Here is a 24,769-nt window from a genome sequence, read left to right as displayed (position 1 = left end):
GAAGACGGCCAAGTGAACAGGTGCTCGTTCACTCTGATCAAGGCGTTCAATATACCTCGAGCGACTGGCGCAGTTTCCTAAAAGAACACAATATGGAAATTAGCATGAGTAGAAAGGGAAACTGTCACGACAACGCCGTTGCTGAGAGTTTTTTCTCGCTGCTCAAGAAAGATAGAGTAAAACGAAGAATCTATAAAACCCGTGAGGAAGCACGCTCTGAGATATTTGAATATATCGAGTACTTCTACAATCCAAAACGGAATCATGGTACTAATGGTGGACTGTCACCGAATGAATACGAAAGACAGTATTATCAGAAGCTTGAAAGTGTATAGAGTTCTGGGGTCTTACCAGGGATCTATTACCAATAACATCAATAGCCGCTTAGCGAGTCCATTTTTCGGTGCCTTTCTGGTGTCTTGGGGGCTATGCAATTGGGATAAGTTAGCTTTGCTATTCTTTGGAATCCAAAATGTAGACTCCCGCATATCAGTGTTCCAAGACTCAATTGCATGGGTTTCTATCTGGCATGAAAATTCTTTAAACACGATATGGTGGCCACTCGCCATCTCTAGCATCTATATGTTTTTAAGTCCTTATTTACATATTGCGATTCAGCAAATCCAAAAGCATAGCGCAGGGTGGAGGTATTCTCTTACTGTTGATCAAGATGTCGATAAAGAGGATGCAAGAGGTCGGCTAGTAAAGGCCAAAGCAAGAGCCAATTTACAGAATAAAGTTGCGGAAGATGAAGTACGAGCTGAGATTGAAAACTCAGTTGCCAAAACCGAAAAATTGCAAAAAGATGCCGCAGCAGCAGAAGCTAAAAAGAACCTCATACAAGAGAAGTACCTTGAGGCACAAGAAAAGGTCAAGGAATTGAAGCTAGCTAACGAAGTGTTGGCTCGAAAGGAAGCTAAAAAAGTTCAAGATGCCGAGAAGGCTACGTTTGCTTTTGAAAAATCCAAAGCTGAACATAAAAATGAACTACTAACTTTGAAGTTCCCGCTTGCATATCAATACATGAACACCCTTTCGGATAGCTTGAGTGATGATGATTGGAGGTGTTCTTTATCAAACCTATCGGCGATTATAGCGACTGTCTTCGGCTACGATAGCTTTGATACACTTATTAATGACGAGTCATTTTCAGTCAAGAATATCAATAAAATAAAGTACTTATCATACGACTCGGAAATTTTGTTTGATTGCTTGAATGATGTAATTGAATCCGAAAATGAAGAGCACTATGACTCGAGCTGGCTATTCGAACATATCCAAATGACTTTGGATCAGTATTCATTGCAGCTCCGAGACTTAGATAGTGTTGCAGAAGATGCAATTGATGAGCTTTGGGATGCTGGTTTGATAGAAGAGTTTATTAACAGTGCTCCGGTTAGCTCTGAAACAGCGATAACTAACGTTGAGTGTTTTGATCAACTAGATAATATTCAAAAGATATCGCATAGGTGGGGTAAAGGACAGGGGCTTTACATAACTTATACTTGTGATTTGTCTGGAGACTCTCATCCTGACAAACCGTTTTCTGGAAACTCGATCAATATTAAATTTGAGGTGTTACATCCTCTTGTTGTTGGTAATACTGGATTAGGCGCATTTGAGATTTATCATGTAGATGCAGAGAGAGAAGACTGGGGGGATGATGAAGCATGGAACTTCAATGGTACTAACCCAGTTCTGAACTCTGGTTCTGCTGACGCTGAGTTTTGAATCTTGTAGCTCTATGTTGATTGAAGGTAGATAGGCTAATCTATGAAGCTCTTCCTCTATCGACCACCGGCAATATTTACAGTCTTTATTTACTGACTCCTTACTCTAGCCACTCTATCCGATTTGTAGAGCTGCTTTTCTAAATCCTTTAATTTAGAAGCAAGTAGCAACTCTCGCGCTAGAGACTGTTCTAGAAGCACCTTAACCCTTTCCAGCTCTTCTTTGTAGTTATTGGCCCTGCGGCTTTCACGCCTTACTATTTCAGCTTTTGATAAGGTTGTATTTTTATTTTCTTTTCTAAATTCATCAATTTGTGAAATAATACCTTGGTGTTTTAAACGTTTCCTCTTCAGATATCCGCTATCAAAACCAGCCTCTTGAGATACTATTGAAGGGGTTATTTTATCTGGCGTAATACCGACAAATTTACCAAGTTTCGGCTTGCCATTTTTAAGACGCTCAAATGCTTCATAACATTTTTCCACGCCACTCTTAGCTATCACTATGATCATCCTTCAATGTTAAAATCTCACGTTCTATAGCGTACTTTTGATAGCGCAAAAGCTCTTCCAACTCTGACTCTGTAGATAAATACTCAATAGAACCTGATTCGTAGCTTTGCAACTCTCTATTCGTTGATGCAATTAAATTTTCAACATTACTCGATGTTATAACTGCGCACTTTTTGGTAAGGCAATCTGCGAACTCCCCCAAAATTGAGCAATCACAAGTTTCCCTATTAGTACAACCACCAAGCAACGTCTTTGTGTAACTCATCTCTCCATTATAAACTCTATTAACGGTTTCTTCCTTAAACTCCTCAACTAATACTTCTCCATTTTTCAACCTCCCCCTTTGCTTTTCTATATACCCACCAGTTTTACCATATAAGTGAACACTATCATCTAAGAGGTCAGCAAGAAGAGCCTCAGCAGTAGAAAGTGACATTCCAATCTGAACTTCATATGCAATGTGATTCAATGGAAGAACATACTTTCTTTCTTTTACATCATAATGACCAAAGATTGTTTTGATATTCTCACTATTACGACTGTAGTATTTCGACATCTCTTGTGAAAGATGCTTGAATTGCCACTTGAGAGTTGGAAGTGATACAAACCCACTGTTCACAGCATAAAATGCGAGAGAGCGTCTAAATTGATGGGTAGTTAGTGGCCACCTTTGCCCACACTGAAAAGTTGAAACTGTTGAGAAATCTCGGGTAGGGTCACTAGCCTGTAATACGTCGTAATCTTCTTTTGTTATCTTAAACTGCGGTTTGTCTTGAAACTGTTTCGCTGTTTCTTTAAAGATAGTCACCTCTAACCTGTCTTTTTTAATGTGATTTTTCATGAATATCTTTACCGTACTTATTAGTAAAGGGCATTCTTTAGCGTCTAGGTTAAGCATCGATGCATAGCCTCTGACGATTCTTCGAAGTACAGTTATCGCATCCAAAACTATAGGGTGGGCTAACCACGAGTCTTCTTTCTGATACCCTGTAAATTTTGTCGTTGTCGATAATATTTTTACAGAGTTATCAGGAACCAATACATTTTCACTATCATCTAGTATAGGCTTATCAAGGGTAAGCTTAGAAACACAGTCATATTTTAATCTATTCACCTCATCATTTCGCATGCCTGTATATAGATGTATAAGTGATTTCATCTCATATTGAATTCGTGATAAGGCTCCGACAAGCTTTGCTCTTCCATTAACTTTGTAATCAGGATCAAAAAAACATCTTGTAAATCATATTCTAAAATTGCTTCCTGGATAGTTGGCCTCATAATAGGATTTACAATCCCTTGAGCGTATTGCTGTTTCTTCTGAAATTTCTTGTTTAGGCCATAGAAAGGGTCAGAAAATTCTTTGATAAAAAGCTCTAACCTTTCAGTCTTACATTTGAGATACGCTACTCTTTCTGTCAATAGGTTGATCGTTTCAAGATAAATTCTTGTTGGAATCAACGGATGCTGGTTGTGGTCGCACTTTTCATGCAAGTTGGGGTCATTAACAACTTTATAGCCAAGACGTTCTTCACCTATGATATTAAGGTGACTCAAAAGCGCATGTACACTCTGCCTTCTTCGTTTATTTTTCAAGGTTTTAGCATAAGCAGCCAAATACAATTTATTCGAAAAAATTCGGACAAACTCAAACGTCCAAGTAAACGGTTTGCACCGCTATCTATACAGAATCGCGCAGCATGCATAGTGTTTTGATAATAATGCATCAGTGTTGTAATAGATAGATAACCATTAGCTCCTGATCTTACGTGATATATGAGGCAAAAGAGTATCTGCTTAACCTCATTAATTAGCCTAATATCTTTTTCACGATTATCGATTCCCACCAACGAACCAAAGCTCATTTTACAATTTCCAGCCGCTGACAACCGGTAAGGTTTAAAGTCCCATTCCATAGACGAATAATAAGCGGTAACAACATTTTCCTTGTCACGACATAGAACAAAATCATCAGGAATATCATTACCTAGAGAAAGGGGGAATACATCCGGTGAATTAATCTCATCAATGTTAGAACCCTCAGTAGCTTTAGCTTGAAGGAAGCAGCGACTCAATACTATCTTTTCCACAAACCCTCCCACTCTTGGCTCTCAATAAAGATCAAACCAAGAGCTTCATATCGCTGAAGGCGGTTCTCCCAGTAAGGAGTTAGCTCCCCAAGTTTAAATACCCGCTCACCAATTTCATCTACTTTTTCAGAGCCTGTCTTGGATTTCATTTTAATTTGTAAAAGTATATTCTTGACTCTTGCGGATAGCATCAAAAAAAGATCCTTAGCCTTATTTGTATCTGCAACGCTATTTAACACCCCAGTGACAATATAAAGAAGACTAAACAACTTATGGATATCTTCTTTATCATTGGCATGACAAATATAGTGGATACAAAAAAGACAGCCATACTGCTTTCTGCAGTCAGGTTCTATGGGTGGAGACTCTATCGCTGGTTCTGGGTGCTGGTAATCATCACAATGACCAGCTGCAATGGGTTTGTGAGCGCAACTTTTTTCTGATTCTACATCCTGTATATGGCTCGATGCTTCATGAACTGCCTCCCAATAGCTAGTGAGTTCATCCCTTGCTTTTTCCGGTGATACCTCCATATAGCTGCGCTCATTGGTTTCCTCTGAGTGATTTAATACATCCGCTACTGTTTTACGGTCAATATCTTGTTGCTCATGCAGGAAGAGGCTTTTCGTTTTTCTAAACTGGCGAGCTGTCAGCATTTCAAAATTTTGAGGCATAAATATACCTATGATTTTATTACGTTGAAAATTCCTTATTGCTGATTCACATACTGGCACAGGTAGCCAGGATTTAACTTGTAGTCCAAAAAACAAAAAACTCTCTTTCCTTCCATCCAGCACCCACTCTCTTAATTTCAGATATCGTCTGAAAAGCGAAACAGATCCAGCTGCTAAATCGTATTGGACAATTCTCCCCGCAGCTCTAAGCTTAATGGCTCGATAACTCTTGTTAGTCACCGACTTTTCAAATTCTAATTGTCCATCAAACTTTAACTGAGCGATTTCACTTGCATATGCGCCTGTCAACATCATAAACAACATTTGATAAGACTGCATAGCTGTGGCAGCTAAAGCTCGACGGCACTTTGCGCGGGGGTCTAAGTTAGCATCTCGAAGCCGCTTAGTTGAGCGTTTTAGGTTTTCCCTTAATTCCGCCTCTTTCTTTTCTGGGCACTTTTTAAAATACTCTTGATCTGTTGCCAACCTACCTAGCTCATGGTTATAAGTATAAGTAGGACGGTTACAGTAGGGGGTAACTCTATGTGTCGCATATGGAAATAAATAGGTCGTGTAGTCAGGTAGTTTCAACAAAAAGGGGAAATTTTTCTCTTTAACAATGAGAATCGTCAGCTCTTCAGCCAACGACTTATATATATTGTAAGCATATTTTAACTCCTTAATTTCACGAGGTGCAGTTACAGTCACATTCCCAGAAAATTTAACAGCATTTTCAACTATAAAGTGAGCAACCTGTTCACCGTGAGCAATCCGAATAACAAAAGCAATATTTACTTGAATTATTTCAGCCTGCCTCGGTGTGATTTTATTGCTATCAATCTTATGTCTTAGTTCTTTAGACACTTCTCTATACACAATCTCTGATTGTGCGGAGTCTTTCAGAAACGGCTCCGAAAAACCCTGTTCATCTATATAATTGAAACTCCCTCGAATCCTCCCAATAATAGCCACCACGGAAGTTTCCTTATAACCTTTTGTGATAATATACTCTATGAGGTTACGCAAAAAAAATCGGCGATGTACTACTAATGAATCTTCTACCACCAGATAGGGATTATCTGATTTGTGACCCTGTCCTTGAACGAATTTTCTCTTAACATAAGCAATTGCGCCCAAGTCCATAGATTGTTTCCTTCCCGCTTTCGGCAAAGAAATGTTTATTTTCTCTGGATGCAGGTAGTCTTTTTCTACTAAATCACGCAACGTCACTATTACAGTTTCTCGTATAGCATAACTCTCATTAGACACTACACTACTCCCATATCAATTCCATATAAATCAAAGACTCTTTCTTCATACTTCTGTTGAGCCTCTAATCTATCATCGACCGAATCAAACAGCTTTAAGTAATGCTCGGTTGTTGCGCGATCAGAATGATGTAATCGCTTTTGCACCATAGAAACGATATCGCCTTCAGTAATAAGACCTTTGGCCGCAAGTGGCTGAAAAAAAAGATAGTAGCGTAGAGCGAAGGTTGCACGTAACCAATGAAATTTAAAGTCTTTTGGAAATATATGGCCAGTATACTTCAGTAGCTTCTTTTTCATATAATAGGTATTGCGCCCTTGTGGCCTACTTTTTTCATCTTATATCTGGGATCTGTCTTAGCCATATAATGAGGCTCCCCTTCAGGAGAAAGGAATATATATATATCTTCTTCTGATAATTCACCACCATGTTTATATATAAATTTACTACGCCGATCTTTAGCTTTTTGGCACTTTGCATATACACAGATTTGTTCTGCCAACATCCTTGGAAAATACAGTGCTTGAGGCTTGTTAAATTTAGTATCAATACCGGTACCCGGGCCAGCATTGAGCCTATATGTCCCATCGGGTAAGAGTCTATCAGGTGAGAATGCATCTAAGTGTTTCATTCGCATTGTTAGAATAGTCTGCTTCCTTGCGCCTGTATGCATCGCTATATAATGCATAAGACGCTCATCAACTGAAAAAGCTTTGGTCTGTAAAACTTTCAGCAAATCTTCCAGCTCAGCATCCCGAAGAGGTCGCAGTTCTTCGCCATACTCTCTAACAAACCCAATACGCACTGGATTGGGTTGACGACTAATGGCTAAACTCTGTCCACGCTTTTCAATGTTAAATCCATAACTTCTTCCATGTGAGTTTTTAGTAAAAAGCCGCACAGACTCAACAGCATCAACTCTTTCAAGATCTATTAAAGAATTTGGCTCCGCAGAAAGATACTTATAGAAGTCATAAATCACCTTTGTTCGTTTGTTCAGATTACCCCGTTTAATATCTCCGCTATCTACCTGTTGTAATAAATCGAAAAAATATATGTACGTAGGCCTCTTAGGCTTACGGCCAGCAAATCTCATAAGATCAATATTTTTATGTTCGCAGAATATTTTATAGTCGAGCAGCATACTCGCTTTTTGTCGTAACGCATCTGAAACGGTATACCCTTTTCTATTCTCTAAGGCAGCGGAAAATAAAAAAAGGTTGGCATCGACCCAGGGCGAACCGTCAAGGTTTAGCAGGAAAGGAAATAAATAGATATCGTGCCTTGCATCTAAAGCCAAGTGAGGAGTCAAAAAATATGTTTGCTTACCTCTACATGACCTACTAACTGATTGATTACTGACGGGGGTTGAGCTTATTTCTGCGTAAGTATTTTCGACATGACGAATGAGTATGATCCTTTCTTTCTTAGACAGTTCCATACGCGATTTCCCTTATGTAAAACACGGTTACCTGTCAACCATGAAATATCACACACGCTATGTCAATCAGCAAGATCCCAATTGCGTTTCGGATATCGGCCTTTCATCTCTTTTTGCACATCTTTATATGCCCCTCGCCAAAACCCCGCTAAATCTTGCGTAATTTGTAACGGTCGCTGCGCAGGGCTGAGTAGCTCCACGACTAAGGTTACCTTGCCATCCGCAATCGAGGGTGACTGTGCTTGCCCATACATCTCCTGCATTTTTACAGCAAGCGCAGGTTTTGCATCGGATTGATAACGAATTTTATAGCTCGACCCCGTGGGTACTTCATAGGTTTCTGGCAGCAGCCTGTTGAGTTCTTTGGTGGCGTCCCATCCAAACCACGCCTCCAGCGCACGATAAATGTCTACCGTTTTCAGACCGCCTAATGAGGTAACGTCCCCCAGAAAAGGTAAAAGCCAGTCATCCAGCGCCTCTAACAAATCCTGCTCATCCAAACTTGGTAACGGCAATCCCAGTGCCCACACGTTGGCGCAACGTGCGCGATTGAGCAGGCTTTCCGCTTTGGCATTGAGCGATAAGCTCGCCAGCCCTTTGCGTTTTATCTGTTGCAGGACTGCCTGTGTTCTCATCTGGTCACTGATCTGCGTGATCGGTTTTCTCGAAACCACTATATCGCCACAGCGCAATTGGGTTTCTGCCACCAAGCGCCCTTTTTTTTCATCCCAGTCTACCCATTCCTGCTCAGAAAACAGTGAAGGTAATTGCGTTTGGAGGATGGCGAAATCCGCTCGGCATGCGGTAAATATTCTGCTGTCACCCTGTGCGACACTCATTAAGTCAACGGCAATCAGCGCGTCTTCAGCCGACAAAGGATGGTCCGTATCAATTTGCGCCCCATGCCCGTTACTTAATAAAAAGCGACCATTGTTGCCACGAGATTTAGCAATGCGGTCAGGCCATGCAGATGCAGCAAGCAAAGGGAGCAGATCTCCGTCTATCTCTGTGGTAAGCCTACACCCTATTCGGTCTGCAAGCTGCTGAGCACGTTGGCTGTGGCTGCCTTTGCGGGAGGCTACTTGCATCAATTGCAATCGCAAATCGCAATCTGCCTTACCGCGCAACGGCTCTTCAGCCCAAGCAGCTAGCCAGCACGCCGTAGAAAGACAGCGTTTATCCAGTCGTTTTGCGGTTAATAACATCGCGCCCAAGCGTGCTTCGACGCCCAGCTCATTCAGTTGTTTACCCGTCGCGCTCAGCCCGCCCCTTTCATCCACCAAACCCAATTGTCGCAATAGCATCAATGCCTGCTGCCAATGCGCTGTTGGTGGAGCGTCAAGCCACTGTAAATCTTCAGGTGAACAGCCCCACTGGATCACTTCCAATACCAACTGCGTCAAGTCGCTGGAAACCATTTCTGGCTCAGGCACCGTTTGCATCCGCTGGTAAGTATCTTCACCATAGAGTCGAAGACAAATCCCTTCCGACAATCGTCCTGCACGCCCCATGCGTTGGATAGCCGAAGACTTGGCAATTTGTAAGGTTTCTAATTTGGTAATGCTGGTCTTACGATTAAACCGCGCAACGCGCTCCAATCCAGAGTCCACCACAAGGCGAATACCTTCTATCGTCAAACTGGTCTCGGCAATGTTGGTCGCCAGCACCACTTTTCGCCTGTTTTGTGGTGCAGGCGCGATTGCATCCTGCTGCTCTTTGGGAGACAGTTGGCCAAAGAGCGGGCAGATCAATACATTCGCCGCTACTTTGTCACGCAGTGCTTCTGCTGTGCGTTGAATTTCTCGTACGCCGGGCAAAAATACCAACGCCGATCCTTCCTCTTTATCAAGAAGGGCCGCTATCGCACTGGCAACCACTGATTCATAGCCATATTGACGAGGCACCGATTGGTAGCGCGCTTCCACGGGAAAGCTGCGTCCTTCAGAAGTCAGCACCTCTGCGGTCGGCAGCAGCTCAGACAGCGCACCATCATCCAGTGTGGCCGACATGATCAGCAATGTAAGATCATCTCTGAGTCCCGCCTGTACATCCAAAGACAGCGCAAAGGCAAGATCTGCGTGAAGATTTCGCTCATGAAACTCATCGAAGATCACCAAATCCACGCCCTGTAGCTCAGGATCGGACTGGATCATGCGCGTCAGCACCCCTTCTGTGACGATCTCGATGCGGGTTTTATCGCTGACCCGTGTTTCCCCGCGCACACGAAGTCCCACCGTTTCACCCACCGACTCGCCTCGCTGTTTAGCCAAAAAGCGGGCGATATTTCTCGCAGCCAGACGACGAGGCTCTAGCAATATAATTCGGCCTTTCACAACGTTCTTTTCTAACAAGACAAGAGGAAGCCGTGTCGACTTACCCGCACCCGGTGGTGCTTTCAAAATGACTTGAGCATTGTGACCAAGTGCAGAGATAACATTGTCTAAGACGCTATCGATGGGAAGCTGTGACAAATCAAAAACCTTTGTGTCAAAATGAACCGCAAGTATAACCCCATGCGACCTGAAGATGCTTGATTTCAGCGCACCACATAGCTTTATGAAGGAAAGGGCGTGACGTGTTTCTTTTCACCGTTAATGCGTCAGCCCCTTCACTGATGAACCTTACCCATACGATAAAAAGACGCATTGCATTTGCCTGAATCGTTGGGCACGTCATTGTTTAACTGCCGTAATGAACGCCTTATAAGGGACACCATGGATTTTTCACCAGCCTTACAATCAGCCCGTCTCATCAAGCGCTACAAACGATTTCTTGCGGATATCGAATGCAACGATGGCTCAGAGCGAACTATTCACTGTGCGAATACCGGCGCAATGACTGGCTGTGCGACAGCCGGAGATACGGTGTGGTATTCCACGTCAGATAATGCAAAACGAAAATACCCAAACAGTTGGGAGCTAACAGAGACTCAAACCGGTCACTTTATCTGTGTGAATACCGCACAAGCGAACCACCTTGTTGTAGAAGCCATCAATGAAGGCAGAATCACAGAGTTGGCAGGATATACGTCACTACGCTCGGAAGTGCCTTATGGTGAAGAGAAAAGCCGCATTGATATATTGCTTCAATCTCCCGACAAAGCAGACTGCTTTATTGAAGTGAAAAGCGTGACTTTGCGGGAAGAAAACGGGCAGGGCTTCTTCCCTGATGCGGTAACGACGCGAGGACAAAAACACCTTCGCGAATTAGCGACGCTGACGCAGCAAGGGAAACGAGCGGTGCTATTTTTCGCAGTACTTCACTCAGGCATTGAAAAAGTTTCCGCAGCAAAACATATAGATGCGGTCTATAATCAATTACTTATTGAAGCTGAGTCACTTGGCGTTGAGATTTTGTGCTACAAAGCCGACCTCTCCCCACGCCAAATGAGCATAAAAACCAGAGTCCCGTTTTCCCACCTGTGAGAAAAAATGTAGACACGTTCACACTGGGATAACGTTAGGCAGAAACAATCGTTGCCTCACTTTAGGGTTTCTGTTATATGTACCGCCCTATTTTGACCAAGCGGGTCAGGGTGTATTTAGGAGAACGCTTAATGCCAGAAAGCAAAGTAAAAAAATCGCTGGGCATCCTGGCTATGGCCGGGTTAGAACCTTATCAGGAAAAAGCTGGCGAGGAATACATGAATGATCTGCAAATCGATCATTTCCGTAAAATCCTTCAAGCGTGGCGTGATCAGCTAAGAGAAGAAGTTGATCGCACGGTTCACCACATGCAGGACGAAGCTGCAAACTTCCCAGATCCCGTTGATCGTGCAGCGCAAGAAGAAGAGTTCAGCCTTGAACTGCGCAACCGCGATCGCGAGCGTAAACTGATCAAGAAGATCGCTAAAACCCTCCAACGTTTGGAAGACGACGATTTTGGTTTTTGTGATTCTTGTGGCGTAGAAATCGGCGTTCGCCGTCTGGAAGCACGTCCTACAGCCGATCTGTGCATCGACTGTAAAACGCTTGCAGAAATCAAAGAGAAGCAAATGGCAGGCTAAGCCTTCCGCTTTATCGAGATTCATGGCAAAAAGGGAGCAGACGCTCCCTTTTTCCTTTTTAAACAGGCAATAAACATGCATTACGTCGGACGTTTTGCCCCTTCCCCTTCTGGTCCTTTGCATTTTGGCTCTTTGGTCGCCGCCGTCGGCAGCTATTTACAAGCCAAAGCAAACAATGGGAAATGGCTGGTTCGTATAGAAGACATCGATCCGCCGCGTGAAGTCGCCGGCTCAGCAACGGCTATCCTTCGTACGTTAGAAGCATACAGCCTGAATTGGGATGATGAGGTGCTTTACCAGCACACACGTCACGACGTGTATCAGGCACAAATTGACGCATGGTTGAAATCGGGTGAAGCATTCTATTGCCAATGTACGCGTCGCCAGATAAAAGATGCTGGCGGGTTTTACCCTGGAACGTGCCGCCTCCGACAAATAAACAGCAACGAATCGGCTGTTCGTGTCAAAATTGACAATCCCATCGTAGAATTTACCGATATTAAGCATGGCCTGATAAAATTAGACTTATCCATGGCCAGTGAAGATTTTATTATAAAGCGCAGAGACGGGCTGTTTGCGTACAATCTGGCGGTGGTGCTAGATGATATCTATCAAGGCGTTACCCAGGTTGTCCGGGGCGCAGATTTGATTGAGCCAACGGGAAGACAAGTTTCGTTGTATCAAAAGCTAGGGCAAGCACCGGTGAGTTATTTGCATTTGCCACTTGCACTCAACGCTGACGGTAATAAGCTTTCTAAGCAAAACCACGCGCCAGCTATAAACAATGACAACCCTGGCCCGGCAATGGAAGCGGCACTGGCTTTTTTAGGGCATGCTATTCCACAAGAATTGAAAGGCGCTCAGGTTGATTTATTGCTAGCCTGGGGCGTCGAAAATTGGCAATGCGGCAAGCTGCCTTCCGAGACGGAAGTTATTACAGCTTTCTAAAACGTCGCTCCGTGATATATCATATGCCGTCTTTTTTTATGGCCCGACCTGTCAGATACGAGGTGAGTTATCTTTAATCGAGTTACCAGCTTTTGCCGTAAGGTATTGAATCGCGATAACAAAACGCGCGACATCAACGACCTTAAGCTAGAAGTTTTTCCTCGCCAAGAGCACGGTATATCAAGAAAAGATATCAGCGAAAATGCGCTGAAAGTGCTCTATCGCCTGAATAAGGCTGGCTACGAAGCATACCTCGTTGGTGGTGGTGTGCGTGATTTGCTGCTTAATACACAGCCTAAAGACTTCGATATCGCAACGAATGCGACACCGGAAGATGTGCGCAAATTATTTAGAAACTGCCGCTTGGTTGGCCGCCGTTTCCGTCTTGCTCATATCCTTTTCGGTCGAGACGTCATTGAAGTGGCGACGTTCCGTGGTCACCACGGTGGTGAGAAAGGCGAAAAATTTGCCAGTCAGTCAAATGACGGCATGCTTCTGCGCGATAATGTGTACGGTACTATTGATGAAGATGCAGAGCGTCGTGACTTCACGGTCAACGCGCTTTACTACAACATCGATGACTTCTCGGTACGCGACTACGCCGGTGGTATGGAAGACCTTGAAAACGGTGTGATCCGTTTAATTGGCGATCCTGAAACCCGTTATCGTGAAGACCCAGTACGCATGCTGCGTGCTGTTCGCTTCGCCGCCAAACTCAACATGAAGATCAATGACGCAACTGCTGCACCTGTTCCAGGTCTTGCGCATTTACTTCGTGATATTCCGGCTGCGCGCTTGTTTGAAGAAAGCCTGAAGCTGCTGCAATCTGGTCATGGTCTAGATACCTACCAGATGCTGAGAGACTACAACCTGTTTGCACCACTGTTCCCGATCCTCGAAGAGCATTTCACCGAAGATCGCAGCAGTAAATGTGAGCAGATGCTTGAGCTGGTGCTACGTTCAACCGATGAACGTATGGCAAAAGATCAACGCATTAATCCCGCATTTATGTTTGCAGCAATGCTGTGGTATCCGCTAGAAACGCGTGCAGAAGAGATCTCCTTTGAAAGTGGATTGAGCTACTACGATGCGTTTATGGTTGCCGCGAATGACATTCTTGATGAGCAAGTGAAGTCGATCGCTATTCCGCGTCGATTCACCGCGATGATTCGAGATATCTGGCAACTTCAGCTACGCCTGAGCCGTCGCTCGGGTACTCGTGCTTATAAACTGCTGGAACAACCGAAGTTCCGCGCAGCATTCGACTTCCTTGAAATGCGTGGGCAAGTTGAAGGTGGTTCACTCGAAGAACTGGCGAATTGGTGGGATACCTTCCAAAAGTCAGAGCGAGACGTTCGACACAATATGGTGCAGGTGTTGAATAAAGCCAGCAACAATAAAAAAATGCGTCGCCGTAAGAGCAAGCCACGTCGCAAGAAGCCGCAATCGAAACAAGATTCATGATCCGTGCTTACATTGCTATTGGCAGTAATTTAGGCGATCCGGTAGAGAAAGCAACCAATGCAATTGACGCATTGAAACATCTACCGGCATCGACTTTTGTCAGTTGCTCTTCGCTTTATAGCAGTAAGCCGATGGGCCCCTCGGACCAGCCAGACTATGTGAATGCGGTAGCCGCCATTGACACAGCTCTGGATCCGTTAGATCTTCTTGACCAAACGCAGCGTATTGAGCTGGCGTTTGGACGAGAACGTAAAGATGCGCGTTGGGGCCCGAGAACGCTAGATTTGGATATCCTCCTTTATGGAGATCTCCAACTGGAAAGCGAACGGTTAACCGTTCCACACTACGGGATGAAAGTGCGTGAATTCGTGCTTTACCCTCTCGCCGAAATAGCCCCTGACTTGCACTTGCCAGATGGCAGCACAGTCGCAGAATTAGTTGCCGTGACGGAACGAAACGGTTTAACAGTTCTCGCGTAGCGCGCCCTCCAAGGTTAGATCTATAAAGCAAGCAGGGTTTGGGAGACAAGATGAAAAAAATTACGATTAATACCTTAATGGCATGGAAGCAAGAAGGACGTAAATTTGCCTCGGCAACGGCCTATGATGCCAGTTTTGCCCAACTCTTCGAACAACAGGAAATGCCGGTACTTCTTGTCGGTGATTCCCTTGGCATGGTACTTCAAGGCAAAAGCGACACGCTTTCTGTCTCTTTAGAAGATATCGCCTATCACACGCGTAGCGTTCGTGCTGGCAGCCCAAACTGTCTATTGATGGCTGATATGCCATTCATGTCGTTTGCGACGCCTGAGCAAGCCTGTGAAAACGCCGCTGTATTAGTAAAAGCAGGGGCGAACATGGTAAAGCTGGAAGGCGGAGCTTGGCTTGCTGAAACCGTTACTAAACTGACACAACGTGCGGTGCCTGTGTGTGCGCACCTTGGCCTGACGCCACAATCGATAAATATTTTCGGTGGTTTCAAAATTCAAGGACGCGACGAAGAAAAAGCCGAACAGATGGTGCAAGATGCGCTTGCATTAGAAAAAGCTGGCGCGCAAATCATCTTGTTAGAGTGTGTTCCTAAAGCACTGGCCGCCAGAATTACAGACGTAGTACGCGTACCTGTCATTGGTATTGGTGCGGGAAATGCGACTGACGGCCAAATACTGGTCATGCATGACATGTTCGGTATTTCCGCGAATTACATTCCACGCTTTTCAAAAAACTATCTGGCAGAAACTGGCGATATGCGCCTGGCTGTTTCTCGCTATATCGACGAAGTTGCAAATGGCGAGTTTCCTGGCCCTGAGCAGACGTTTAATTAAGGAATGCTGAAGTTATGCTAGTGATCGCTGATATTGCCCCACTCCGTGAACAGGTTCTTCAATGGCGTCGTGACGGGCAGCGCATTGCTTTTGTTCCTACCATGGGACATCTCCACGATGGTCACCTGACGTTAGTTCGTAAAGCTCGTGAAGCTGCAGACGTGGTAGTGGTAAGCATTTTTGTTAACCCTATGCAGTTTGAAAAATCCGATGATCTGGCGTCTTACCCTCGCACGTTGGATGACGATTTAGCCAAGTTGAACGGAGAGGGTGTTGAGATTGTCTTTACCCCAACCGTAGACGTGATGTATCCAAACGGCTTGGAACAACACACATTTGTGGACGTGCCTGGGCTCTCATCCATTTTAGAAGGTAGCTCTCGCCCTGGTCACTTCAAAGGTGTTGCCACTGTCGTCAGCAAGCTCTTCAACATGGTACAGCCAGATGTTGCTTGCTTTGGCGAAAAAGACTTCCAACAATTGGCCGTCATCAACAAGTTGGTAAACGACTTGTGCCTACCAATTGAAATCCTGCCAGTCACGACTGTGCGTGAGATGGACGGTCTTGCGATGAGTAGCCGCAACACACGTCTGACAGTCGATGAGCGTCAACGCGCCCCGGTTTTGTCAAAAACGCTACGTTGGATCAGCAGCCAAATGCGTGGGGGACGTTGCGATTACAGTGAATTAGTGCTGGACGGTAACGATCAGCTACGCGCAGCAGGTCTAGAGCCTGACGAAATATTCATTCGTGACGCTTATACACTGCTCCCTATCACAGAGCAGACAACCAAGGCAGTTGTGCTTGCCGCTGTGTTCCTGGGTCAGGTACGCTTAATAGACAACCTGACGGTGGACATTGCGCCATCCGCGCCGGACCAAAGCGAAGAAGAATAAAAAAAAACGCCGAAAGGCGTTTTTTTTATGTGTCGTTAGGTTCGCAGCCCTATTCCCCTTGAGATGAGATACCAAGCCACTGAATACAAGGCCACTATAAATGCTATCAGCACGGTAAATGACGTGACGATACTGACATCTGACACACCAAGAAATCCATAGCGGAACGCATTGACCATATACACAATCGGATTCAGCTTTGACACGCCTTGCCAAAACTCGGGCAGTAGCGACAGCGAATAGAACACGCCACCTAAATACGTCAGTGGTGTCAGTACGAAGGTCGGAATAATACTGATGTCATCAAACGTTCGTGCATAAACCGCGTTGATCAAGCCACCTAATGAAAACAGAACAGAGGTCATGAACACTGTTGCCACAATCACACCTAAGTGGGCGATGTGTAAATCCACGAAGAACAGAGATACCCCTGTGACCAACGTACCGACTGCCAACCCTCGGGCCACTCCACCACCGATGTAGCCAGCTATAATGATGTAGTTTGGTACGGGGGCGACCATCAATTCTTCAATATTACGCTGCATCTTGGCGCTAAAAAAAGACGATGCCACATTGGAATACGAGTTAGTGATCACTGACATCATGATAAGGCCAGGAACAATGTAAGCCATATAACTGAAGCCGCCCATTTCACCGATCCGACTACCTATCAGGTTTCCGAAAATGATGAAATACAGCGTCATGGTGATCGCTGGCGGGACCAAGGTTTGCACCCAAATACGCGCAAAGCGCGACACTTCTTTAATAAGCAGGCTTTTAAACGCCACCCAATAGAGCTTATTCATATCATCACCTCCGTGCTTTCACGCACCAAAGTGACAAACAACTCTTCCAAACGGTTTGCCTTATTACGCATGGAAAGCACCTGAATATTCTGCTCAGAAAGCTGACTGAATACGGTATTCAAACCCACTGATTTGTGCACTTCCACTTCTAACGTGTGATCATCCACCTGCTGCCAAGCAACACCGTCTAACGCCCTCACTGTACTGTTTGGAGCAAGATCTAACACAAAGGTTTCAACATCCAGTTTTTGCAGCAGCGCTTTCATTGAAGTGTTTTCAATCAATTCACCGCGATTAATGATGCCAATGTTCCGACATAACATCTCCGCCTCTTCGAGGTAGTGCGTAGTCAAAATAATGGTGATCCCTTGTTGATTGATCTCGCGAAGAAACGACCACATGGAACGTCGCAATTCGATATCAACACCCGCCGTCGGCTCATCAAGGATCAGCAATTTCGGTTCGTGCATCAACGCACGCGCAATCATCAGACGACGTTTCATCCCCCCCGACAACGCTTTCGCTGGCTGATCGCGCTTTTCCCAAAGGTCGAGCATGGTGAGGTACTTTTTCGCTCTGGCTTTGGCTTCGAGACGCTCAACACCATAATAACCCGCCTGATTGACCACAATTTGTTCAACTTTCTCATACTGATTAAAGTTGAACTCTTGTGGCACCAAGCCAAGTTGGCGCTTCGCTTCAACAAGATGGGTATCTATGTCGTAGCCAAAGATTTTCACCGACCCAGCGGTTTTATTTACCAATGAACAGATAATGCCGATAGTCGTCGATTTTCCTGCACCGTTGGGCCCAAGCAGGGCGTAAAAATCCCCCTGCTGAACCGACAGTGACACGCCTTTCAGTGCTTTGACATCTTTGCCATACACCTTGACCAGATTATCAATTTCGATTGCTTTCATAAGTCTCACTGTTGTTTTAAGGCATCACTTCCGTCAACCGCTTTGCGGCATAAAGCGCGTCATGACGAGAGTCAAACATGTGTGCTTCACTGATCCAATCACCAACATGGAGCCGGTCTAGCTGATCTTGTGTCTGCTGATGAGGACTCAACAGGAACACGGTACAGTTCGCCTCCCTAGCATCGGCGATGGCATTCTCAAGCGCGAGTCCCACTGTCATATCAATCAGCGGCACATCACTCAGGTCGAGAATCATAACGCGGTAGTCGCCAATACGCGTATGTTGACGCGCGATTGCTTTAGATACGCTGAAGATCATCGGGCCAGAAAGATAGAAAAACAACACCTTACCATCAGAACTGTCTAATAGGGCCCGTTCCTCTTCACTAAGGGGAATATCATCATCATACGCGTCACTGATGGCTTTAACCTGTTTGGCTTGCTCGCGACTGAGACGCTCAATGATCACAATATTAGAAATAAACACACCCAGACCAACAGCCACAATCAGATCGACAAAAACCGTCAAGGCCATCACTCCATACATGATGACTGTTTGATGCATGCTGACTTTGTGCGCACGTTGCAGGAAACTCCAATCTAAAATATTGATACCCACATACAGCGCAATACCTGCCAGCACCGCCATCGGAATAGGTTCAGTCAAAAAGCCCGCGACCAATACAACAGCGGCCAGAATAAGGGCTCGGACAATACCCGCAACCGGTGAGCGAGCCCCGACCTGAATGTTGACCACCGTCCCCATGGTGGCACCCGCCCCTGGCAGTGCACCGAACAAACCAGAAATCATGTTCGCGATACCCTGACCACGCAACTCTTTATCCGAGTTGTGCTCTTCCCGTCTAAGCGAGTCAGCAATGACGGCAGTCAGCAAGGTATCAATACACCCTAAGGTACCCAATACCACTGCATCCACAAGCATGGTGGAAAAGAGCTCAGGCGTAAATGTTGGGAAAATAATTGAGGGTAAGCCCGTCGGGATTTCACCAATGCGGCGGATACTTTCCGTGTCGAACAAAACCACCGAAAGCGCGGTTACTAGCACCAATGCCACCAATTGCGCTGGGACATATTTTCGATACTTTTTGGGGAAATAAAACAGAATACCAAGTGTCAGCACACCTAGTAGCAGCTCTTTAAAACTGATATTAGCCAGTGTGTCAGGTAAGGCTTGTAAGGTACCGAGGGCACCGCCCGGCGGAGCTGGCTGCCCCATAAGCGGACTGAGCTGAAGAAGGATTAATATGACCCCAATACCTGACATAAACCCAGATATCACGCTGTAAGGCATCAAGGTGACGTACTTTCCAAGTTTCAAGGTACCGAGAAGCACTTGGAATGCACCAGCCATCATTACCACAGTAAAGCCCATGGCCATGCCCGTTTCCGGATAACGCGCCATCATTGAAGTAAGAACGGCCGTCATAATGACCGTCATCGGGCCCGTAGGCTCAGAAATCAGAGTGGAAGAGCCGCCAAACAACGCGGCAAACAACCCCACAAGGATCGCTCCCCATAACCCGGCTTCTGCACCAGCACCTGATGCAACACCAAACGCGAGCGCGAGAGGTAATGAAATAATCGCGGTCGTTACACCGCCAAAAAGATCCCCTTTGAGGTTCCATTGTTTGAATCGTTCAAACTGCACAAACTACTCCCTATCACTTCTTCCTTTTCCGATTTACACCGGAATTCATCGCCATTATACCGAGATTAAAAGGTGTTAAAGGTCAGTTATACCAATCTTACGGCTGGTAGGATGAGCTAATATATTGAGAAGAAAGTGTTAAATTGTATCTAAATATAATTTTTGTTGGTGTATATTGTCCCGCGGCTAGATTTTGGGAGGTGCCATGGCACAAATTAAGCAGCTACTCGCGAACAATCAGAAGTGGTCAAAATCCATTAAGGAAGACAATCCCGCCTACTTTGCGGAGCTGGCAAAATCTCAGCACCCTGAGTACCTCTGGATTGGCTGTGCAGACAGCCGCGTCCCAGCTGAGCGATTGACTGGCCTTATTTCTGGCGAACTGTTCGTTCACCGTAACGTGGCAAATCAGGTGATCCACACCGATCTCAATTGCCTATCTGTTGTGCAATATGCAGTAGATGTTCTTCGGGTCAAACACATTATCATTTGCGGCCATTACAGCTGCGGTGGTGTCCACGCTGCCATTGAAAACCCTGAGCTGGGTCTTATTAACAACTGGCTTCTCCACATTCACGATCTCTATCGTAAACACAAACGCTACCTCAGTTCGCTTAGTATTGAAGAGCAAGGCAACCGCTTGTGTGAAATAAACGTCGCAGAGCAAGTGTATAACTTAGGCAGCTCAACAATTCTTCGTTCTGCTTGGGCGCGTGGTCAGGACATCAAGATCCACGGCTGGTTCTATGACATCAGCGATGGTGTGCTCAAAGATCTCGGTATGACAGCGTATAACACGCAAACATTAGAAGCAGGCTATGACGCCGCGATGGCGGAGTTGGTACCAGACAAATAGCCACTGCAGTCCGTGCAAAAACAAAAAAAGCGACCGTCTTGGTCGCTTTTTTTTGCACCCAGAAGATTAATCTTCCAGTGGCACCACTTTACCAATGAATGGCAGGTGACGATATTTTTGAGCGTAGTCGATACCCACGCCAACAACGAACTCGTCCGGGATTTTGAAGCCATACCAATCAACAGGCACTTCGACTTCACGACGCTCTGGTTTATCCAAAAGCGTACAGATGCGGATAGAGTTTGGCTCACGCAGAGACAAGATCTCACGCACTTTCGCCAGCGTGTTACCAGTATCAATAATGTCTTCAACCAGCAATACGTCTTTCCCTTTGATGTCGTCATCCAAGTCTTTCAGGATACGCACATCACGGCTACTTTCCATGGCGTTGCCATAGCTAGACGCTGTCATGAAATCCACAGAGTGCGGCAATTCAATCGCACGTGCTAGGTCAGCCATAAAGACAAACGAGCCACGCAGCAAGCCAACCATGACCAAATCGTTGGAACCTTTATAGTGCTCTGTGATTTCAGCACCCAACACTTTTATGCGTTGCTGGACTTCCTGCTCTGAAATCATCACTTCGACGGTATGTTTCATTATAAACCTCGACGGATATCCCGTCTGACTACCTGTGTAAATGAGGTCGCACATTCTATCATCGCACTGTGTCCAATCCTACTCTCGATAGATGTCAAAATTTCGACACTTAATACCTGGTTAAACATTGAAATGCAACTTGTTGCTGTTGTACGCTTTCTGTTCAGTTGTAGATCAAATAGTTACATCAAATAAAAACAGTGAAATACACCAATGGGTATTTCTAAATAAAGTTGGCAGGAACAAATATGGCTACTTCAAGTGGACGCACACGTACAAGGTTGTCACCACAACAGCGCAAAGAGCAACTGCTCAAATTCGCCATGGAAGTGTTTTCCAAACGCGGAATAGGGCGAGCAGGTCATGCAGATATCGCTGACATGGCACATGTGTCAGTGGCAACTGTTTTTAACTACTTTCCAACCAGAGAAGAGCTTGTAGATGTCGTACTCAGTGAGGCTGAATCTGCATTTAAAAACCTCATCCTCAGCAATATTCACGACGACAAGAACGCACACGCCTCTCTTTTACGTATCTCAGATGCTCTCATTGATGCGGCATTAGATGATAAAGAGTGGCTGAAGGTTTGGTTTGAATGGAGTACCTCCATCCGTGAGGATATCTGGCCTAACTACGTTAACGCTCGTAAAGAACTGCTAACCCGCATCTCAAGCCTCTTTGAGGCACAAGGCTCGGAGAGGCCAATGGAGCATGCCAGAATGTTCGACGGCATTTGCTATATTCTTTATCTTCAGGCACACCAGCAGCCCGACAAGGATGCCTTGTCACTGCAGGCTGAAGGTTATATCGAGATGCTCTGTGGGAAATAAATCCGCACAAAAAACCGGCGTTCTCGCCGGTTTTTTTCATTAGTGAAACGCCGCGAGGCGGAATCACAGTGGCTTGAACAAGATCGGTTCGTGAGGACGAATATCAAGCGTCACTTTGTCTCCCATCCCGAGAAGCTGATTTGAATACACCATTAGACTCTGGCCGTTCACATCCACCAAATAGCGGCAACTGTCACCCATAAACTGAACGTCAGAAACCATGCCATCGCCCAATTCATTCGGCAAAATCGTTAAATTTTGCGGACGAATCAGCCATTCCAGATCGCCACTATCCGACACCTTCTCCACAGGCCAATCACCCAAAGGTGTATGCATTTTTCTGTCACCATTGAGTGTCGCTGGCACATAAGAGCCATGACCGAGGAAATCAGCAACAAAACGGCTACTCGGTGTGTAGTAAAGCTCTGTCGCACCACCGTACTGTTCGATCACGCCTTGATTCATCACCGCCAGTTTATCGGCAAATGCAAAGGCCTCTTCACGGCTGTGTGTCACAAATATCGCCGTGACGCCCTGCTCTTTAAATATTTTACGGATTTCTTTGATCAGGCTGTGGCGTACTTGTGTGTCGATATTGGAAAAAGGTTCATCAAGAAGCAGCAGATCAGGCTTGCTTGCCAATGCACGAGCGATCGCAACACGCTGTTGCTGACCACCAGAGAGTTGATGCGGATACCGCTTTTCCAAACCATCCAATTTAACCAGAGCCAACATTTCGCTGACACGCTGAGCAACGGCCGCTTTGTCCCATTCTTTTAAACCGAATGACACATTTTCAGCCACCGTCAGATGCGGGAACAAAGCGTAATCCTGAAAAATCATTCCGATCTTGCGTTGTTCTGGCGGCACATTCATTTTGTCATCGATGATGGCTCGTCCATTGATGCTCATCTTTCCCGAATCAAGAGGTAATAGCCCAGCAATGGCTTTGAGCAGCGTGGTTTTACCACACCCACTCGCCCCTAGCAGGCAGACGATTTCGCCTTTTTCAACGTTGAACGTTAAATCATTGAGCACGGCTTGGCCGTTATAACGACAAATCAAATTGCTAACGGTTAGCGCATGACTCATGAGTGGCTTTGCTCCAAAGAACGGTTAATCATGATTAAGGGGACGAGTCCAACCAACACCAACAATACTGCAGGCATCGCTGCATACTCAAGGTGTTCATCTGAGGCATAGTTAAACACATAGGTTGCCAGCGTCTCGAAGTTAAATGGACGAAGTAAAAGGGCTGCGTTTAGCTCTTTCATCGACTCAATAAACACCAGTAGCATGGCAATCAAACAGCCACGACGGATCAAGGGTAATTGTACACGTTTTATCATCTCTTTCACGTTACAGCCCATAGTACGTGCGGCCATATCCAGTGACGGAGATACTTTTGCAAGGCTAGACTCAATACTGCCAATTGCAACGGCACTAAAGCGCACAACAAAAGCGGTTAATAACGCAAAGATTGAACCTGAAAGGATAAGGCCAGGACGTCCCCACCCCATCTCTTTTGCAATATCATTGATCATATGATCGGCACTGGTTAGGAAAATCAATACGCCAATCGCCAATACGGTGCCCGGCACTGCATAGCCTAATGAAGCCATCCGAAGCGGTACGTTACTCGCTGCAGATCCAATGTTACGTCGGTAAAAATTCACCAGCATCGCAACAAACACCGCAATCACGGCGGCGCCCCCTGACACATACAAGCTATTAAAACTGTATTGGGCAAAATCTCCAACAGAGCTGTCAGAGTGGTACCCCCACGCATAGATGAGTAGCTGACCAAGTGGCGCGGCAAAAGCGATGAAAAACAAGCCCCAACACCAGATAGCGGCCAGCCATTTGGTTTTTCCGCGTAAAGCCAATTTGGCCACTTTATCTGCTGCTGCATTTTGACTAAACAGTTTTTGCTTACGTCGGCTATAACGTTCGCTGCTAATCAAAAGGAAAATAACCATCAACATGATCGCGGAAATCTTCGCAGCCGCGTTAAGGTTTGAATACCCCAACCAAGTGTCATAAACAGCGGTAGTCAATGTGCTTACTGCAAAATAGCTCACAGTACCAAAATCACCGAGGGTCTCCATCGCAACAAGCGAAGCACCAACGGCAATAGCAGGACGAGCTAAAGGCAAGGAAATACGCCAAAACGCTTGCATTGGCGAACAACCCAGCAATCGTGCTGATTGCGTCAAGGTTGTGCTTTGCTCCATAAATGAAGCACGGGCAAGAAGGTAAATATAGGGATAAAGCACCAAGGCAAGCACAAAACATGCGCCCGGTAATATTCTTAAATCAGGAAACCAGTATTGCGCGGCAGATGTCCAGCCTGTCAGGTCACGAAGCAGGATTTGAAGAGGGCCAGCGTAATCAAACCAATCGGTGTAGATATAGCCGACAATGTAACCCGGCATTGCCAAAGGCAGCACCAGAGCCCATTGTAACCATCGATCGCCAGGTAAAGAATACCGAGCCATCAACCAAGCCGAAGGGATGCCCATGAGCAATGAGAGCACCACTGTTCCCACAACAAGAAGTGCGGTATTGAGGGTGTACGTCCCCATCACGGTAGCCATCAGGTGTCCGAAGACATCATCTGAATCACCGAGTGCGGTGTAAAAAATCGCCAAAATCGGCAAAACCAGCAGCAGGGAAAACACCCAACTACTGGTTTTTAAAAAACGGTTCTGTTCTAACATTGCCTACTACATC

The 24,769-nt window shown here is 45.5% G+C and carries 25 protein-coding genes; 11 read left to right on the top strand and 14 right to left on the bottom strand.

What is annotated here, in order from left to right:
- Both B5D35_RS01580 and B5D35_RS01575 read left to right on the top strand, forming a co-directional pair.
- On the top strand, positions 1 to 335 hold a 335-nt coding region (locus B5D35_RS01580), incomplete at its 5' end, for an IS3 family transposase (protein ID WP_139367711.1).
- A complete protein-coding gene (locus B5D35_RS01575; RefSeq protein ID WP_139367710.1) occupies positions 292 to 1,731 on the top strand; it encodes a hypothetical protein in 1,440 nt (479 codons plus the stop codon). The genes B5D35_RS01580 and B5D35_RS01575, both read left to right, overlap by 44 nt.
- Positions 1,732 to 1,820: 89 nt before the next feature.
- On the opposite strand, the gene B5D35_RS01570 is transcribed toward B5D35_RS01575, so the two are convergent.
- The 8 genes from B5D35_RS01570 to hrpB form a co-directional block, all read right to left on the bottom strand.
- The gene (locus B5D35_RS01570; protein ID WP_078750867.1) at positions 1,821 to 2,234 is read right to left on the bottom strand and encodes a hypothetical protein; all 414 of its coding nucleotides are present in this window, start codon (positions 2,232 to 2,234) and stop codon (positions 1,821 to 1,823) included.
- Positions 2,224 to 3,402 (bottom strand): hypothetical protein, encoded by a 1,179-nt coding sequence (locus tag B5D35_RS01565; RefSeq protein ID WP_078750866.1) that lies wholly within the window; start codon positions 3,400 to 3,402, stop codon positions 2,224 to 2,226. Before B5D35_RS01565 ends, B5D35_RS01570 begins: the two co-directional genes overlap by 11 nt.
- Positions 3,399 to 3,860: a hypothetical protein gene (locus tag B5D35_RS01560; protein ID WP_170915108.1), complete on the bottom strand. Its 462-nt coding sequence runs from the start codon at positions 3,858 to 3,860 to the stop codon at positions 3,399 to 3,401. Before B5D35_RS01560 ends, B5D35_RS01565 begins: the two co-directional genes overlap by 4 nt.
- Complete coding sequence (locus tag B5D35_RS01555) at positions 3,836 to 4,333, bottom strand: hypothetical protein (protein WP_078750864.1); 498 nt, start codon at positions 4,331 to 4,333, stop codon at positions 3,836 to 3,838. The genes B5D35_RS01560 and B5D35_RS01555 overlap by 25 nt, the downstream gene beginning before the upstream one ends.
- Complete coding sequence (locus B5D35_RS01550; protein WP_078750863.1) at positions 4,321 to 6,276, bottom strand: hypothetical protein; 1,956 nt, start codon at positions 6,274 to 6,276, stop codon at positions 4,321 to 4,323. The genes B5D35_RS01555 and B5D35_RS01550 overlap by 13 nt, the downstream gene beginning before the upstream one ends.
- Positions 6,276 to 6,575, bottom strand: coding sequence for a site-specific integrase (locus B5D35_RS01545; RefSeq protein WP_078750862.1), 300 nt, complete (start codon positions 6,573 to 6,575; stop codon positions 6,276 to 6,278). Before B5D35_RS01545 ends, B5D35_RS01550 begins: the two co-directional genes overlap by 1 nt.
- The gene (locus B5D35_RS01540; RefSeq protein ID WP_078750861.1) at positions 6,572 to 7,717 is read right to left on the bottom strand and encodes a hypothetical protein; all 1,146 of its coding nucleotides are present in this window, start codon (positions 7,715 to 7,717) and stop codon (positions 6,572 to 6,574) included. Before B5D35_RS01540 ends, B5D35_RS01545 begins: the two co-directional genes overlap by 4 nt.
- A 62-nt stretch (positions 7,718 to 7,779) precedes the next feature.
- Positions 7,780 to 10,188, bottom strand: coding sequence for an ATP-dependent helicase HrpB (gene hrpB, locus B5D35_RS01535; protein WP_078750860.1), 2,409 nt, complete (start codon positions 10,186 to 10,188; stop codon positions 7,780 to 7,782).
- Between the two features lie 243 nt (positions 10,189 to 10,431).
- Between hrpB and sfsA the strand changes: the two genes are divergently transcribed.
- From sfsA to panC, 7 genes are all read left to right on the top strand, one after another.
- A complete protein-coding gene (sfsA, locus tag B5D35_RS01530) occupies positions 10,432 to 11,142 on the top strand; it encodes a DNA/RNA nuclease SfsA (RefSeq protein WP_078750859.1) in 711 nt (236 codons plus the stop codon).
- Positions 11,143 to 11,273: 131 nt separating this feature from the next.
- The gene (gene dksA / locus B5D35_RS01525) at positions 11,274 to 11,723 is read left to right on the top strand and encodes an RNA polymerase-binding protein DksA (protein WP_078750858.1); all 450 of its coding nucleotides are present in this window, start codon (positions 11,274 to 11,276) and stop codon (positions 11,721 to 11,723) included.
- A gap of 75 nt (positions 11,724 to 11,798) precedes the next feature.
- Positions 11,799 to 12,671: a tRNA glutamyl-Q(34) synthetase GluQRS gene (gene gluQRS / locus B5D35_RS01520; protein ID WP_078750857.1), complete on the top strand. Its 873-nt coding sequence runs from the start codon at positions 11,799 to 11,801 to the stop codon at positions 12,669 to 12,671.
- A 69-nt stretch (positions 12,672 to 12,740) separates the two neighbouring features.
- The gene (gene pcnB, locus B5D35_RS01515) at positions 12,741 to 14,135 is read left to right on the top strand and encodes a polynucleotide adenylyltransferase PcnB (protein WP_078750856.1); all 1,395 of its coding nucleotides are present in this window, start codon (positions 12,741 to 12,743) and stop codon (positions 14,133 to 14,135) included.
- Positions 14,132 to 14,614 (top strand): 2-amino-4-hydroxy-6-hydroxymethyldihydropteridine diphosphokinase, encoded by a 483-nt coding sequence (gene folK, locus B5D35_RS01510; RefSeq protein ID WP_078750855.1) that lies wholly within the window; start codon positions 14,132 to 14,134, stop codon positions 14,612 to 14,614. Before pcnB ends, folK begins: the two co-directional genes overlap by 4 nt.
- 50 nt (positions 14,615 to 14,664) lie before the next feature.
- Positions 14,665 to 15,459: a 3-methyl-2-oxobutanoate hydroxymethyltransferase gene (panB, locus tag B5D35_RS01505; RefSeq protein ID WP_078750854.1), complete on the top strand. Its 795-nt coding sequence runs from the start codon at positions 14,665 to 14,667 to the stop codon at positions 15,457 to 15,459.
- 14 nt (positions 15,460 to 15,473) lie between these two features.
- Positions 15,474 to 16,355: a pantoate--beta-alanine ligase gene (gene panC / locus B5D35_RS01500; protein ID WP_078750853.1), complete on the top strand. Its 882-nt coding sequence runs from the start codon at positions 15,474 to 15,476 to the stop codon at positions 16,353 to 16,355.
- A gap of 35 nt (positions 16,356 to 16,390) precedes the next feature.
- Here the strand turns inward: panC and B5D35_RS01495 are convergent, their stop codons facing one another.
- Genes B5D35_RS01495 through B5D35_RS01485 form a run of 3 tightly spaced genes read right to left on the bottom strand, consistent with a single transcriptional unit; the run spans position 16,391 to position 19,750 of the window.
- Positions 16,391 to 17,161: an ABC transporter permease gene (locus B5D35_RS01495; protein WP_078750852.1), complete on the bottom strand. Its 771-nt coding sequence runs from the start codon at positions 17,159 to 17,161 to the stop codon at positions 16,391 to 16,393.
- Positions 17,158 to 18,081 (bottom strand): ABC transporter ATP-binding protein, encoded by a 924-nt coding sequence (locus B5D35_RS01490; RefSeq protein ID WP_078750851.1) that lies wholly within the window; start codon positions 18,079 to 18,081, stop codon positions 17,158 to 17,160. The genes B5D35_RS01495 and B5D35_RS01490 overlap by 4 nt, the downstream gene beginning before the upstream one ends.
- A gap of 16 nt (positions 18,082 to 18,097) precedes the next feature.
- Complete coding sequence (locus B5D35_RS01485; protein ID WP_078750850.1) at positions 18,098 to 19,750, bottom strand: SulP family inorganic anion transporter; 1,653 nt, start codon at positions 19,748 to 19,750, stop codon at positions 18,098 to 18,100.
- Positions 19,751 to 19,955: 205 nt separating this feature from the next.
- On the opposite strand from B5D35_RS01485, the gene can reads away from it, so the two are divergent.
- The gene (gene can / locus B5D35_RS01480) at positions 19,956 to 20,606 is read left to right on the top strand and encodes a carbonate dehydratase (protein WP_078750849.1); all 651 of its coding nucleotides are present in this window, start codon (positions 19,956 to 19,958) and stop codon (positions 20,604 to 20,606) included.
- 66 nt (positions 20,607 to 20,672) lie between these two features.
- On the opposite strand, the gene hpt is transcribed toward can, so the two are convergent.
- Positions 20,673 to 21,206 (bottom strand): hypoxanthine phosphoribosyltransferase, encoded by a 534-nt coding sequence (hpt, locus tag B5D35_RS01475; RefSeq protein WP_078750848.1) that lies wholly within the window; start codon positions 21,204 to 21,206, stop codon positions 20,673 to 20,675.
- Between the two features lie 248 nt (positions 21,207 to 21,454).
- Between hpt and B5D35_RS01470 the strand changes: the two genes are divergently transcribed.
- A complete protein-coding gene (locus B5D35_RS01470) occupies positions 21,455 to 22,036 on the top strand; it encodes a TetR/AcrR family transcriptional regulator (protein WP_078750847.1) in 582 nt (193 codons plus the stop codon).
- Positions 22,037 to 22,099: 63 nt separating this feature from the next.
- Here B5D35_RS01470 and B5D35_RS01465 read toward each other — a convergent pair whose 3' ends face one another.
- Positions 22,100 to 23,128 (bottom strand): ABC transporter ATP-binding protein, encoded by a 1,029-nt coding sequence (locus B5D35_RS01465; protein ID WP_078750846.1) that lies wholly within the window; start codon positions 23,126 to 23,128, stop codon positions 22,100 to 22,102.
- Positions 23,125 to 24,756: an ABC transporter permease gene (locus B5D35_RS01460; RefSeq protein ID WP_078750845.1), complete on the bottom strand. Its 1,632-nt coding sequence runs from the start codon at positions 24,754 to 24,756 to the stop codon at positions 23,125 to 23,127. Before B5D35_RS01460 ends, B5D35_RS01465 begins: the two co-directional genes overlap by 4 nt.
- Positions 24,757 to 24,769 lie beyond the last annotated feature (13 nt).

This window comes from Enterovibrio nigricans DSM 22720, assembly GCF_900167155.1.
Lineage (GTDB): Bacteria > Pseudomonadota > Gammaproteobacteria > Enterobacterales > Vibrionaceae > Enterovibrio > Enterovibrio nigricans.
The sequence above is the reverse complement of the archived record's forward strand: the minus strand, read 5'-3'. Positions and strand labels throughout refer to the sequence as shown.